Here is a 12,237-nt window from a genome sequence, read left to right as displayed (position 1 = left end):
AAACAAGTCAATTTGAAAAGCAATTGGGGTTCGCGACCTTATACGGATCACCGCACCTTCAGAACCCGGTTGCTCGCGGACGCCCTTCTTCAACCAGGTGAAACCGGTAGCGATCGCGCACGAACTCGTTGAAAAATTGCCCTTTCGAGAAGGCGGCGCGGAACGCCGCGTAGGTCTCGGGCTCGACCTCCTCGTAGTCGTAGCGGGCTCCGCTCGGGACGAACCAGACCGAGAGGATTTTCGTCGACGGGTCGTAGTGGGTATTGCGGATGGCAGTGGACGGCATGTCGAAAATCCCATCGTCCCCAAATCTTCTCCAAATCCTGCTTCGAACATGCGTAATGCCGCAACGATGCGGAGGTTCCGACAGGGAGGCGCACCACAACGCCGAAAATCTTGCCCGGGTGGCGAGGCTTCCTATCTCTCCGTCAGATGGCACAGACGAAATCCAGTACAACAGCGTATGCCAGCCAGGGCGATCTCTTCGGCGCGGCCGACACGCTGCCGGAAGGATTTTCTTACCGGCCTAGCCTGATCACAACGGACGAAGAGGCGGAACTGGTCCGTCACCTCAATGAACTGTCCTTCAAGCCGTTCGATTTCCACGGCCACCTTGCCAACCGGCAGGTCGCCGGCTTCGGCTGGCGCTACGACTACGACCGGCGCCAGGTCGTCGAAGCGCCGCCCATCCCGAAATTCCTGCTGCCGCTTCGCGACAAGGTCGCGGATTTTGCCGGCAGGCAGGCCACGGAATTCGCGCAAGTGCTCATCAACGAGTATCGGCCGGGCGCGGGCATAGGTTGGCATCGCGACAAGCCGCATTTCGATCTCGTCGCCGGCGTCTCGCTGCTGGCGCCCTGCAGCTTTCGGCTGCGCCGAAAAAACGGCTCGAAATGGGATCGCAAGACGATCGAGGTTCAGCCGAGATCTGTCTATCTCATTGACGGCCCGGCGCGCCACGAGTGGGAGCACAGCATTCCGCCGGTCGCCGGGCACCGCTATTCGATCACGCTGCGCACTCTGAAATAGGCCACACTCCAAGCCACGCAGCAGCCGCTCTGGAAGACCGAGCGCAGTTGTGCTTCGATCGCACATGAGCGTGGATCGCAGCAGAGTTTTGGTTACCCGCGTGGCGCTCTTTCTGGCGGCATGCCTGTCCTGCGTTCTGGCTCTGCAGTGGCTCGTCGACCTTGGCATGGTCGGCTTTCCCGACGGATACATAACGCCCTATGCCCAAGCAACGAGCACGCTGTTGCATGTCCTTGTCTGGGCATGCCTGGCTCAAAGTCTCTACTTCGCTTGCCGAGCCTTGTTTGGCAAACGCTTCGAGCCTGCTCCTCTCTTCCTGCAAATCCTGATCGCCGCCGCACTGACTGTCGTGCCGGTATTCATCGTAAAACACTGTCCGCGGTCCCAGGTATGCAGCAACATCTATGAAGCGCTCACGAATACGATGATGGACGACGGCACCGGCGGATGACGTTGTGTCTCCAGTAACTGACGAGAGATAGAAGTTTGGCGTCGCGCCCGCGCGGTGGCGGTAAAACCTGGAGGAACCATGCGAAAGATCCTGGCATCGATGCTGCTGTTCGCGGCGGCGCTATCTGCAAACCCCGCTCGGGCGCTGGACAGTACCAGCCCGCCGGTTGTCGTCACGCCGCTTGCCGATCGCAGCCAGACGGCGTCCGGCCAGCCGATCGTGCTGCCGCAGAAAAATGTCCAAGTGCTGGTTTCAACCTATGACATTGCGGTCGGCGCCACTCTGCCGGTGCACAAGCACCCGTTTGCCCGCTACGCCTATGTCGAGGCCGGGACACTCAAAGTGACGAATGTCGAGACCGGCAACAGCAACACCTACAAGACGGGCGATTTCATCATCGAGATGATCGGCCAATGGCACTAGGCCACCAACATCGGCGACGCCCCGGTCAAGCTGCTGGTCATCGACCAGGCCGAACGAGGCGCCAAGAACACGGTGCTGCAGAAACAATAGATCTCTCGCTACGGACCTAGGCAGGGTTGCCGGGCTGGCCCAAGCAGCGACTGGCTGTTCCGGCTTCCCCACCAACCGAGCCGATGCTAGGGCTGGCCGTCATGCAATCATGAAGGATCGCCCCTTGGCCGGAAATGCTCGCCCCCTGATCGAAATCTGCGTCGAAGGCATCGATGGACTGCTGGCTGCGCAGGCCGCCGGCGCAGACCGGGTCGAGCTCTGCGCCAGCCTGGTCGAAGGCGGCATCACGCCCAGCCTCGGCACGGTGCGCGCCGCACTCGAGAGCGCGACAATTCCCTTCCATGTCATCGTCCGGCCGCGCGGCGGCGATTTCCTCTACAGCGAGGCCGAATACAGCTCGATGCTCGCCGATGTCGCAGCGCTTCGTGACCTCGGAGTCGCCGGCGTCGTTGTCGGTTGCCTCAATGCCGACGGCACCATCGATGAAACCCGCATGGGCGCGCTGGTCGATGCCGCCGGTCCGCTCGCCGTCACCTGCCACCGCGCCTTCGACATGACGCGCGACCCGGCCGAGGCGCTGGAAGCGCTGATCCGCTGCAAGGTCGGCCGCGTGCTGACCAGCGGCCAGAGGGACACCGCGGTGGAAGGCGCCGGCCTGTTGGCGGATCTCGTCCGCCAGGCCGACGGCCGCATCATCATCCTCGGCTGCGGCGCGCTGGACCCCGAAAACATCGCCGGGGTGCTGGCATCAACCGGGCTGACGGAAATGCATTTCGCCGCGCTCAAGGACGTACCGAGCGCCATGGCCTACCGCAACCCGCAAGTCGGCATGGGCGGCGGCGATCTGGACCGCGAATACCGCACCACAGTCACCTATGGGGCGCTGGTTGCCGCGACGATTGCGGCGGCCAGAGCATGATGAGCGAAGCCGTGACTGGGCCGTCGCCGATCAGCCGTGTCTCGCCTCAGGACGAAGCGGCCATCCTCGCACTCAACAATGAGCACGCCGCCGAACTGTCATGGCTCGAGCCCGAACGGCTGTCTTTCCTGCTTGGCGAAGCGTTTTACGTCAGGCGCATCGGCACGCTCGAAGCCTTCATCATGACCTTCGGCCAGAATGCGGCCTACGACAGCCCGAATTTCCTCTGGTTCCGCGAGCGCTATCCACGCTTCGTCTATGTCGACCGCGTCGTCGTCGCGGCGCAAGCGCGCGGCCGCGGCCATGCCCGCCGGCTCTACGAGGATCTGTTCGGGGAAGTCGCACGCGCGGGCCACAGCATCGTCACCTGCGAGGTTAATGCCGAACCGCCCAATCCGGCTTCGGACGCCTTCCATGCCGCGCTTGGCTTTGCGCAAGTCGGCGAAGCGGCGATCCATGGCGGCCAGAAGACCGTGCGCTACTACCTCAGGCAGATTGCGCGCTGACGCATCGCTGGCTGATGATCGGCAAGCAGATCGCCACGGCAGCATAAGATTAGGAGTCCGTAGCCCTCACCAATTCCGGTTCAGCCAGGCCCGCGCGGGCTTCTCGACCAGATAGTAGCTGCATAGTGCACAGGCGAAGACAGCCGCCAGCATCGGGATCGGCGCACTGCCCTGCTCGGCGACGAATTTGTAGAAGGGCTGTTGCCAGAGATAGAGCGAGTATGACCACAGCCCGATCATCACCATCGGCCTGGACGATAGCAGGCCGGTCAGGTGCCGGCTGCTGGTGTCCAGCGTATTGACGGCAAGCGCCAGCAACGGCACCGCCAGTAGGTAATGGATCGGCGTCGGCACCGGATCGAGGAACAGCAATATAGCCGCCGCCGCCGACACGAGGCTGACATAGGGGCTCTTCAGGAATGCCGGCAGCCGGTCATCGTGCTTGAGCAGGCAGATCGATGCCGACAGCAGGATCGAGGCGATATGCACATCGGTGCGCCAATAGCTGTGCTCGTAATCCATGCCGAGTGCCCAGTACGAAATGGCGCCATTGGCCATCGCCAGCAGCGACAGCGTCACCAGCAGCCGAACGACATTACCCCGCCCGGTCACCACCACGCTGATCAGCGCCAGGATGATGTAGGCATGCTCTTCCACGCATAGCGACCAGATGTGGTCGAGCGCGCCGGCGCGGGTGATGAGAATTCCGGCATAGTTGTAGGTGAATGTCAGCGCCGTCAGCGCCGCCTTCCATTTGAAGCCGATAAAGGTGCCGGAGAGCCCGATCATGGCTGATGTCACGAACACCAGCAGCGCGGGATAGATGCGCGAAAAGCGGCGCTTGAAGAATTTTTTCAGCGGAAAGCGTTCGATGAACAGTATCTCGCCCATCAGCCGGCCTGAGAGCACGAAGAAGAACTCGACGCCGAGCACGCCGAGATTGATCCCGCGAACGGGGAAGAAATGGCCGATCAGCACCAGTGCGATCGAAAGCCCGCGCCAGCCATCGAGATAGGCCAGTCTTGCTCTGGCTGCTTTGTCGGCTGTGGCCCGCGGCAGGGCAACAGACGCTGCGGAGATGTCGGCCATGCCGATCCTCTACGACGCAAGATCTTGGCGCAGCTCACACCGCCGCGCGCAGAATCCACCCCGTGTTCCGCCAAGCTATACATATTGCAGTGCAATATCAGATTGTGCAAGTGCGAGAATGGGGCTGGGCAGTCCTTGGGAAGTATGCGCCTGTTCTTGCACGGGAATTACCTGAAACAACGGATTTGCGCGTGGCAGCGAACCCGCAAGGACTGGGCAGTTACAGCCCGCCGCAGACGAACAAAGGGGCCGCGATGGCCCCTTTCCTTGTCAGTAGCTTTATGATGTCAGGCGTTGGCTGCCGCCACCGCGCGCTTGGCCATCACGGCGATCAAATTGGCACGGTATTCGGCCGAAGCGTGGAGGTCGGTCATCAAATTCTTCGCCGGCACTTTCACGCCGTCGAGCGCCGATGCGGCAAAATTTTTCGCCAGTGCGGCTTCGATCTCCTTCGAGCGGAACACGCCGTCATCGCCGGCACCGGTAACGGCAACGCTGACCCCGTCCTTGCCCTTGGCCACGAACACGCCGACAATCGCATAGCGCGAGGCCGGGTTGCGGAATTTTTCGTAAGCAGCCTTGGCCGGCGCGGTAAAACTCACCGCGGTGATGATCTCGCCTTCTTTCAGCGCCGTTTCGAACAGGCCGGTGAAGAATTTCGCGGCTGAAATCTCGCGCTTGTTGGTGACGATGGTGGCGCCCAGCGCCAAGAGCGCCGCCGGATAATCGGCGGCTGGGTCGTTGTTGGCGACCGAGCCGCCGATCGTGCCCTTGTGGCGCACCGCGGGATCGCCAATCAGCGACGCAAGGTGCGCAAGCGCCGGACAGGCCTTCCGCAGCTTCTCGTCATTGGCGACGTCGTAATGGGTTGTGGCGGCGCCGATGGTCACGGTCTTGCCCGACACCTTGACGCCTTGCAGTTCCTTGATCCGCGACAGGTCGATCAGGTCGGAGGGTGCGGCGAGCCGCGTCTTCATCGCCGGGATCAGCGTCATGCCGCCTGACAAAAGCCTGGCGTCGCCGCTCTTCACCAGCTTGGCGGCGTCGGCGACCGAGGCGGCGCGGTGGTAGTTGACTGCGTACATGGGATCCTCCCCTGAAGTGGTTAGGCAGTAGTGAGTAGGGAGTAGGGAATAGGGAATAGGGACGCTGTCATCTCCGGCGATGCCCATTCCCTACTCACTACTCCCTACTCACTCATTTCTTCGCCCGTATCGCCGCCCACACCGTCGACGGCGAGGCCGGCATGGCGATGTCCACAATCCCCAAAGCGTCGGTGATGGCGTTGATGACCGCTGGCGGCGAGCCGATGGCGCCGGCCTCGCCACAGCCCTTGATGCCGAGCGGATTGCTCGGACACGGCGTGTTCGAGGTCGACACCTTGAATGACGGCAGGTCGTCCGCGCGCGGCATGGTGTAGTCCATGTAGCTCGCCGTCAGCAGCTGCCCGCTATCGTCATAGTGCGCGCCTTCCAGCAGCGCCTGGCCGATGCCCTGGGCGATGCCGCCATGCACCTGACCCTCGACGATCATCGGGTTGATGATGTTGCCGAAATCGTCCGCCGCGACGAACTGGACGATCTCGGTCGTGCCGGTTTCCGGATCGATCTCGACCTCGCAGATGTAGCAGCCCGCCGGGAAAGTGAAGTTCGCCGGATCGTAGAAGGCTGTTTCCTTCAGTCCCGGCTCCATGCCTGCCGGCAGATTGTGAGCGGTGTAGGCGGCAAGCGCCACCTGGAACCAGGGCAGGCTCTTGTCGGTGCCGGCAACCTTGACCTCGCCATTCTCGATGACGATGTCGCCCTCGTCGGCCTCGAGCAGATGGGCGGCGATTTTCTTGGCCTTGGCCTCGACCTTGTCGAGCGCCTTGGCAATTGCCGACATCCCGACCGCGCCCGAGCGCGAGCCGTAGGTGCCCATACCCATCTGCACCTTGTCGGTATCTCCATGGACGATCGAGACCGAGTCCAGTGGCACGCCAAAACGCTGGTTGACGAGTTGCGCGAAGGTCGTCTCATGGCCCTGGCCGTGGCTGTGCGAGCCGGTCAGCACCTCGATCGTGCCGACGGCATTGACCCGCACTTCGGCGGATTCCCACAGACCGACGCCGGCGCCGAGCGAACCGACCGCCGCCGACGGCGCGATGCCGCAGGCCTCGATATAGCAGCTCATGCCGATGCCGCGCAGTCTGCCCTGGCTGCCGGCCGCCGCTTTGCGCTTGGCAAAGCCGGCATAGTCGGACGCCTGTGTCGCCGCATCGAGTGAAGCTCCATAGTCGCCGGCGTCATAGTTCATGATGACCGGCGTCTGATGCGGAAACTCGGTGATGAAATTGGCGCGCCGCAACTCCGCCGGCGAGACCCCAAGTTCACGCGCGGCCGTCTCCATTGTCCGTTCGAGCAGATACGTGGCTTCCGGCCGCCCTGCCCCGCGATAGGCGTCGACGGGTGCCGTGTTGGTGTAGACGGTGCGCACATTGGCGTGGATCGTCGGGATGTTGTACTGGCCCGACAGCAGCGTCGCGTAGAGATAGGTCGGCACGCAAGACGAGAACAGCGACATGTAGGCGCCGAGATTGGCGATGGTGTCTACCTTGAAGCCGGTGATCTTGTTGTTCTTGTCGAACGCCATTTCGACCGTCGAGACATGGTCGCGGCCATGCGCGTCGGTGAGAAAGCTTTCGGTACGGTCGGCGACCCATTTGACCGGGACGCCGGTCTTCTTCGACGCCCAAAGGCAGACGATCTCTTCGGGATAGATGTAGATCTTCGAGCCGAAGCCGCCGCCGACATCGGGCGCAATGACGCGCAGTTTGTTTTCCGGTGCGACATTGTAGAAGGCGCTCATCACCAGCCGCGCGACATGCGGGTTCTGCGACGTCGTCCAGCAGGTAAAATGGTCCTCGGCCTTGTCGTAATGGCCAAGGGCCGCGCGCGGCTCCATGGCGTTGGGAACCAGCCGGTTGTTGACGATCTTCATGCGGGTGACATGGGCCGCCGCCTGGATCGCCGCATCGGTCGCCTTGGCATCGCCGATCTCCCAGTCGAAGATAAGATTGTCCTCGGCTTCGGCATGGACCTGCGGCGCACCTTTTTGCAGCGCCTTGGTGGCATCGACCACCGCCTTCAATTCCTTGTAGGTGATCTCGACCGCTTCGGCCGCGTCGCGGGCCTGGCCCTTGGTTTCCGCCACCACGATGACGACCGCGTCGCCGACATAGCGCACCTTGTCGACGGCCAGCGGCGACCACGCGCCCATCTTCATCGGCGAGCCGTCCTTGGAATGGATCATCCAGCCGCAGATCAGGTTGCCGATGCCGTCGGCCTTGAGCTCCTTGCCGGTCAAGACGCCGATGACGCCGGGCATCGCCTGCGCTCGTCTGACGTCGATCTTCTTGATCTGAGCATGCGCGTGCGGGCTGCGCACGAAAGCGGCATGCTTCATGCCGGGAACCACCATGTCGTCGACATAGCGGCCGGCGCCGGTGATGAACCGTTTGTCTTCCTTGCGCACGACCCGAGCGCCGATGCCTTCAATGCCCATAGGAATTCCTCCGGAATAGCGAATAGTGAGTAGCGAATAGTGAACAGTGAGTAGGGAATTGTGCTCGGAGCGGTTCGGCTAAACCGACTACTCGCTATTCACTATTCACTACTCGCTTCTTTCTACGCCGCTTGTTTCACCCTGCCCTTCGGCGCCTTCGCCATCGTTTGCGATGCGGCAAGGATCGCCTTGACGATATTGTGGTAGCCGGTGCAGCGGCAGATGTTGCCTTCGAGCTCGGCGCGCACCGTCGCCTCGTCAAGGCCTTCGGGATGGCGCGCGATCATGTCGGTCGCGGTCATGATCATGCCCGGCGTGCAGAAGCCGCATTGCAGCCCATGATGTTCCTTGAACGCGGCCTGCATCGGATGCAGGTCGCCGCCATTGGCAAGCCCTTCGATCGTCACCACGGTCGACCCGGAGGCCTGCACAGCCAGCATCGAACAGGACTTCACTGCCCTGCCGTCGACATGCACGACGCAGGCGCCGCATTGAGAGGTGTCACAACCGACATGCGTTCCGGTGAGACCAAGATTTTCGCGCAGGAAATGAACCAGAAGCGTTCGGTCCTCGGCAGCGCCGCTGATCCGTTTTCCGTTCACGACAAACGAAACGTCCGACATGCATCCTCCCTGGGTATGACCTTGGTAGTCATGCTGCCGATGCGGCTTTGGCGCTCGGCCATGCCCTATTGGTACACTGCACAAAGCGCAAAAAACACACGGCGCTCATTGTACTTTCGGTCATGGACAAAACGAAAATCATGGGCCTGTCCGCCCCATTGCCAAAGAGCGAATAGGGGGCAACAATGCCCTCGACGCCAGCGCGCCGAGAGACATAAAACGGGCGCGCGCAGGAAGCGTCGGAGGATATCGGGAGGAAGCCTCTGGCCAGTTCACGGACGAGCTATGCATCCGGTCTGTCGGCGCTCACCACCGACGAGCCCGACGCCGATGCATTCGCCCGAGCGGTCGCCGCCGAGGCCGCAGCCATCGATGCCGGCTTTGCCCTGCTGTTCTTTTCCCAGAGCCTGCTTGATGCGAGCGTCCTTTCGCAAGCGCTGAAGACCCAAGCGCCGACGCTGGCCTACGCCGCCTGCTCGACCGCCGGCGAGATCACCCCGCAAGGCCTGGAGGAAGGTCATGTGCTCGCCATGCTCTTTCCCTCCGCGTCGTTTTCGGCGGTCAGCACCATGGTCGACAATCTCTCCTCGTCGGGCATGGACAGGATCACTGATGAAGTCGAGGCCTTGCGGCGGTTGCTGCGCGGACGCACCGGCAGTTGCCATGCCAAAAGCACCTTCGCGCTCTGCTTCATCGACGGCCTGTCCTTTGCAGAGGAAGCGGTGACCTCGGCCATCCATTGGGGGCTGGACGACATCCCGCTGATCGGCGGTTCGGCGGGCGACGATTTGAAATTCGAAACCACCAGGCTGATTTCGAACGGCAAGGTAGCGTCCGACAGCGCCATCATTGTGCTGATCGCCACCGAGATTCCGTTCCATGTCTTCAAGACCGACAATTTCATCCCCACCGACGAGAAGCTGGTGGTGACGGCATCCGATCCGGACCACCGCACCGTGCGCGAATTCAACGCCACCAATGCGGCTGAGGAGTATGCAGCCTCCGTCGGCATCGTTGCGCAGAACCTGACGCCGATGAGCTTCGCTTCGCACCCGGTGGTGGTGAAAGTGGGTGGCGAATTTTACTGCCGCTCGATCCAGAAGATGCATCCCGACGGCTCGCTGTCATTCTTCTGCGCCATAGACGACGGCGTCGTGCTGTCCATCGCCCAGCCCAAGGACATGGTGGAATCCACGCGCGCCGCACTGCGCGACGTCGAGCAACGGCTCGGCGGCATCGACATGATCCTCGGCTTCGATTGCGTGCTGCGCCGGCTCGATGCGCGCAACCGCCAGGTGTTCCGCGACATTTCGGAGCTCTACCGGGTCAACAATGTCATCGGCTTCGGCACCTATGGCGAACAGTACCGCTCGATGCATCTGAACCAAACCTTCACCGGCATCGCCTTCGGCGAACGCCAGGCGGCGGAATAGCCCATGCCGCTCAGGGACATCGACGACGTCGACAGGCTGAAGAAGATCAACGCCGCTCTGGTCAGCCGCGTCGAGCGCTCGATGGACCAGCAAGGCAATGCCTTCTCGCTGTTCCAGACCGCGATTTCACTTGAAAACCGCGTGCGTATGCGCACCGAGGAACTGCACTCGACCTTGCGCCGGCTGGAACAGTCGAACATCGACCTCAGCGCCGCCAAGGAAAACGCCGAGCTGGCAAACCTGTCCAAGACCAGGTTCCTGGCCGCCGCCAGCCATGACGTGCTGCAGCCGCTGAACGCCGCCCACCTCTCCGTCTCGGCGCTGGCCGAAGTGCAGACCAGCGACGAGGGCAAGAAGCTGGTCCGCCAGGTCGAGCGCTCGCTGGAGACCATGGAAGACCTGTTGCGCACGCTGCTCGACATTTCCAAGCTCGATGCCGGCGTGGTCCAGCCCGACATCGGCGATGTCAATCTGGAGACGCTGTTTTCCTCGCTGCGGTCGGATTTCCTGCCCGTGGCCGAGATGAAGGGGCTGGCGCTGAAGTTCCGCCCGGTCAGCGCCGTGGTGCGTTCGGACCGCACGCTCTTGCGCCGCATCCTGCAGAATATCCTGTCCAACGCTCTGCGCTACACCCGCTTCGGCGGCGTGCTGGTCGGCACCAGGCATCGCGGCGACACCATCCGCATCGATGTCGCCGACACCGGCTGCGGCATTCCCGAGGATCAGCGCGAGGCGGTTTTCGAGGAGTTCCATCGCGGCTCCGCCATTCCAGCCGATACCGGGATCTCCGGCGGCGGGCTGGGCCTGGGCCTTGCCATCGTGCGGCGCATGGCCGCCGCGCTCGGTCATCCCGTGACGTTCTCCTCGAGGGTTGGGCGCGGCACCATCTTCCACATCGACGTGCCGGTCGGCATCGGCGCCAGCGCCGACGCCATCGCCAGCCTTGCCGAGATGGAGCGGCCGCGCGGCTACGGCCTGTTCGGCACCAAGGTCCTGCTGGTCGAAAATGACGCCGACGTGTTGCAGGCGATGACCTTCCTGCTCGAGCGCTGGCAGTGCCTGGTGCGCGCCGCGACTTCGACCGAGGCTGCGATCAGCCTGCTTGGCGACACCGACTGGGTGCCCGACATCGTCATTGCCGACCAGCATCTCGACGACGGCGACCTCGGCACCGCCACCATCGCCGAAGTCCGCGATTATCTCGGCCGCGCCGTGCCGGCGCTGATCGTCACCGCCGACGGATCGGAGGCCGTCGCCAAGGCAGCCCGCGCCGCAGGCATAGAGCTGATGCGGAAGCCGCTAAAGCCGGCGCAGCTAAGGGCGCTGCTGGCGCATCTGCTGGCTTGAGCCCCATACCCTCCCCTCGATGGGGAGGGTCGGCGCGCAGCGCCGGGGCGGGGTGCAGCGCCAAGCTCCCCCACCCCGCTCCGCTTCGCGGATCGACCCTCCCCACAAGGGGGAGGGTAAAGATCAAAACCCGGCCTGATCGCGAAACAGCTCCGCATTGTCCAGCTTCGACACCTCAATCACCGCTTGCGTGCGGCTGTAGACGTTGAGCTTGCGCAGGATCTCCGAGACATGCGCCTTGACCGTGGTCTCGCCGACCTGCAGCTCGTAGGCGATCTGCTTGTTCAGCAGGCCCTGGCGCAGCATCTGCAGCACGCGCAGCTGCTGCGGCGTCAGTTTGGCCAGCCGCTGCACCATATCGGCGCGGTCGGCGCTGTCGGCGTCGGGCGGCTGTCCCTCATATGTCTCCGGCACATAGATCGCGCCCTCCATCACCGAGCGGATTGCGGCCGCAAGATCGCTCTTGCGCGCCGATTTCGGGATGAAGCCGGCAGCGCCATAGGACAACGCCTCGGAGATGATCTTCGGCTCCTCATAGCCCGAGACGACGACCACCGGCAGCCGCGGATGGCGGGTCCTGAGTTGCAGCAGTCCATCGAAGCCATGGACATCAGGCATGTTGAGATCGAGCAGCGCCAGATCGAACGGTTTTATCCCACCCAGGAGATCGAGCGCCTCGGCGATCGAGCGCGCCTCCACGGTGTCGACTTCCGGATAGGCCATCTGCACGGCGCTGTGCAGCGCCTCGCGAAACAGCGGATGGTCGTCGATGATCAGAAACCGGGCGCGATCGTTGATTGCGGTCATGGTGTTCGTTTCAGTT

The 12,237-nt window shown here is 62.9% G+C and carries 12 protein-coding genes and 1 pseudogene; 7 read left to right on the top strand and 6 right to left on the bottom strand.

The features are described from left to right. Nucleotides 1-58: 58 nt before the first annotated feature. Complete coding sequence (locus tag NL532_RS15425) at nt 59-286, bottom strand: KTSC domain-containing protein (protein WP_023691072.1); 228 nt, start codon at nt 284-286, stop codon at nt 59-61. Between the two features lie 146 nt (nt 287-432). On the opposite strand from NL532_RS15425, the gene NL532_RS15420 reads away from it, so the two are divergent. From NL532_RS15420 to NL532_RS15400, 5 genes and pseudogenes are all read left to right on the top strand, one after another. Next, nucleotides 433-1,029: an alpha-ketoglutarate-dependent dioxygenase AlkB gene (locus NL532_RS15420; RefSeq protein WP_023672616.1), complete on the top strand. Its 597-nt coding sequence runs from the start codon at nt 433-435 to the stop codon at nt 1,027-1,029. A 64-nt stretch (nt 1,030-1,093) separates the two neighbouring features. Further along, nucleotides 1,094-1,480, top strand: a complete 387-nt coding sequence (locus tag NL532_RS15415) for a hypothetical protein (RefSeq protein WP_023672617.1) — start codon at nt 1,094-1,096, stop codon at nt 1,478-1,480. A 78-nt stretch (nt 1,481-1,558) separates the two neighbouring features. Beyond that, nucleotides 1,559-1,993, top strand: a pseudogene (locus tag NL532_RS15410) (cupin domain-containing protein). Nucleotides 1,994-2,102: 109 nt separating this feature from the next. Continuing rightward, complete coding sequence (locus tag NL532_RS15405; RefSeq protein WP_023829894.1) at nt 2,103-2,873, top strand: copper homeostasis protein CutC; 771 nt, start codon at nt 2,103-2,105, stop codon at nt 2,871-2,873. After that, the gene (locus NL532_RS15400) at nt 2,873-3,379 is read left to right on the top strand and encodes a GNAT family N-acetyltransferase (protein ID WP_023829893.1); all 507 of its coding nucleotides are present in this window, start codon (nt 2,873-2,875) and stop codon (nt 3,377-3,379) included. The genes NL532_RS15405 and NL532_RS15400 overlap by 1 nt, the downstream gene beginning before the upstream one ends. A gap of 66 nt (nt 3,380-3,445) precedes the next feature. Here NL532_RS15400 and NL532_RS15395 read toward each other — a convergent pair whose 3' ends face one another. The 4 genes from NL532_RS15395 to NL532_RS15380 form a co-directional block, all read right to left on the bottom strand. Further along, nucleotides 3,446-4,468 (bottom strand): acyltransferase family protein, encoded by a 1,023-nt coding sequence (locus NL532_RS15395; protein ID WP_023829892.1) that lies wholly within the window; start codon nt 4,466-4,468, stop codon nt 3,446-3,448. Between the two features lie 287 nt (nt 4,469-4,755). Then, nucleotides 4,756-5,553, bottom strand: a complete 798-nt coding sequence (locus tag NL532_RS15390) for an FAD binding domain-containing protein (protein ID WP_023672622.1) — start codon at nt 5,551-5,553, stop codon at nt 4,756-4,758. 112 nt (nt 5,554-5,665) lie between these two features. Next, on the bottom strand, nt 5,666-8,011 hold the full coding sequence (locus tag NL532_RS15385; RefSeq protein WP_023829891.1) for a xanthine dehydrogenase family protein molybdopterin-binding subunit: 2,346 nt from the start codon (nt 8,009-8,011) through the stop codon (nt 5,666-5,668). A 122-nt stretch (nt 8,012-8,133) separates the two neighbouring features. Further along, the gene (locus NL532_RS15380) at nt 8,134-8,634 is read right to left on the bottom strand and encodes a (2Fe-2S)-binding protein (RefSeq protein WP_023672624.1); all 501 of its coding nucleotides are present in this window, start codon (nt 8,632-8,634) and stop codon (nt 8,134-8,136) included. 248 nt (nt 8,635-8,882) lie between these two features. Here NL532_RS15380 and NL532_RS15375 point away from each other — a divergent pair, with 248 nt between their 5' ends. Then, complete coding sequence (locus tag NL532_RS15375) at nt 8,883-10,067, top strand: FIST N-terminal domain-containing protein (protein ID WP_348524292.1); 1,185 nt, start codon at nt 8,883-8,885, stop codon at nt 10,065-10,067. A 3-nt stretch (nt 10,068-10,070) separates the two neighbouring features. Beyond that, nucleotides 10,071-11,414 (top strand): hybrid sensor histidine kinase/response regulator, encoded by a 1,344-nt coding sequence (locus NL532_RS15370; RefSeq protein ID WP_023805427.1) that lies wholly within the window; start codon nt 10,071-10,073, stop codon nt 11,412-11,414. A 123-nt stretch (nt 11,415-11,537) separates the two neighbouring features. On the opposite strand, the gene NL532_RS15365 is transcribed toward NL532_RS15370, so the two are convergent. Further along, complete coding sequence (locus NL532_RS15365) at nt 11,538-12,221, bottom strand: response regulator (protein WP_023672627.1); 684 nt, start codon at nt 12,219-12,221, stop codon at nt 11,538-11,540. Nucleotides 12,222-12,237: the final 16 nt, after the last annotated feature.

It is taken from the genome of Mesorhizobium sp. C120A, assembly GCF_030323105.1.
Classification (GTDB): Bacteria; Pseudomonadota; Alphaproteobacteria; order Rhizobiales; family Rhizobiaceae; genus Mesorhizobium.
Note: the sequence above shows the minus strand (reverse complement) of the source record. Positions and strands in the feature narration are given on the sequence as shown.

Bases quoted from the DNA above. Each gene is read 5' to 3' on its own strand.
- NL532_RS15425 (WP_023691072.1), bottom strand. From the start codon at position 286: ATGCCGTCCACTGCCATCCGCAATACCCACTACGACCCGTCGACGAAA.
- NL532_RS15420 (WP_023672616.1), top strand. From the start codon at position 433: ATGGCACAGACGAAATCCAGTACAACAGCGTATGCCAGCCAGGGCGAT.
- NL532_RS15415 (WP_023672617.1), top strand. From the start codon at position 1,094: ATGAGCGTGGATCGCAGCAGAGTTTTGGTTACCCGCGTGGCGCTCTTT.
- NL532_RS15405 (WP_023829894.1), top strand. From the start codon at position 2,103: ATGAAGGATCGCCCCTTGGCCGGAAATGCTCGCCCCCTGATCGAAATC.
- NL532_RS15400 (WP_023829893.1), top strand. From the start codon at position 2,873: ATGAGCGAAGCCGTGACTGGGCCGTCGCCGATCAGCCGTGTCTCGCCT.
- NL532_RS15395 (WP_023829892.1), bottom strand. From the start codon at position 4,468: ATGGCCGACATCTCCGCAGCGTCTGTTGCCCTGCCGCGGGCCACAGCC.
- NL532_RS15390 (WP_023672622.1), bottom strand. From the start codon at position 5,553: ATGTACGCAGTCAACTACCACCGCGCCGCCTCGGTCGCCGACGCCGCC.
- NL532_RS15385 (WP_023829891.1), bottom strand. From the start codon at position 8,011: ATGGGCATTGAAGGCATCGGCGCTCGGGTCGTGCGCAAGGAAGACAAA.
- NL532_RS15380 (WP_023672624.1), bottom strand. From the start codon at position 8,634: ATGTCGGACGTTTCGTTTGTCGTGAACGGAAAACGGATCAGCGGCGCT.
- NL532_RS15370 (WP_023805427.1), top strand. From the start codon at position 10,071: ATGCCGCTCAGGGACATCGACGACGTCGACAGGCTGAAGAAGATCAAC.
- NL532_RS15365 (WP_023672627.1), bottom strand. From the start codon at position 12,221: ATGACCGCAATCAACGATCGCGCCCGGTTTCTGATCATCGACGACCAT.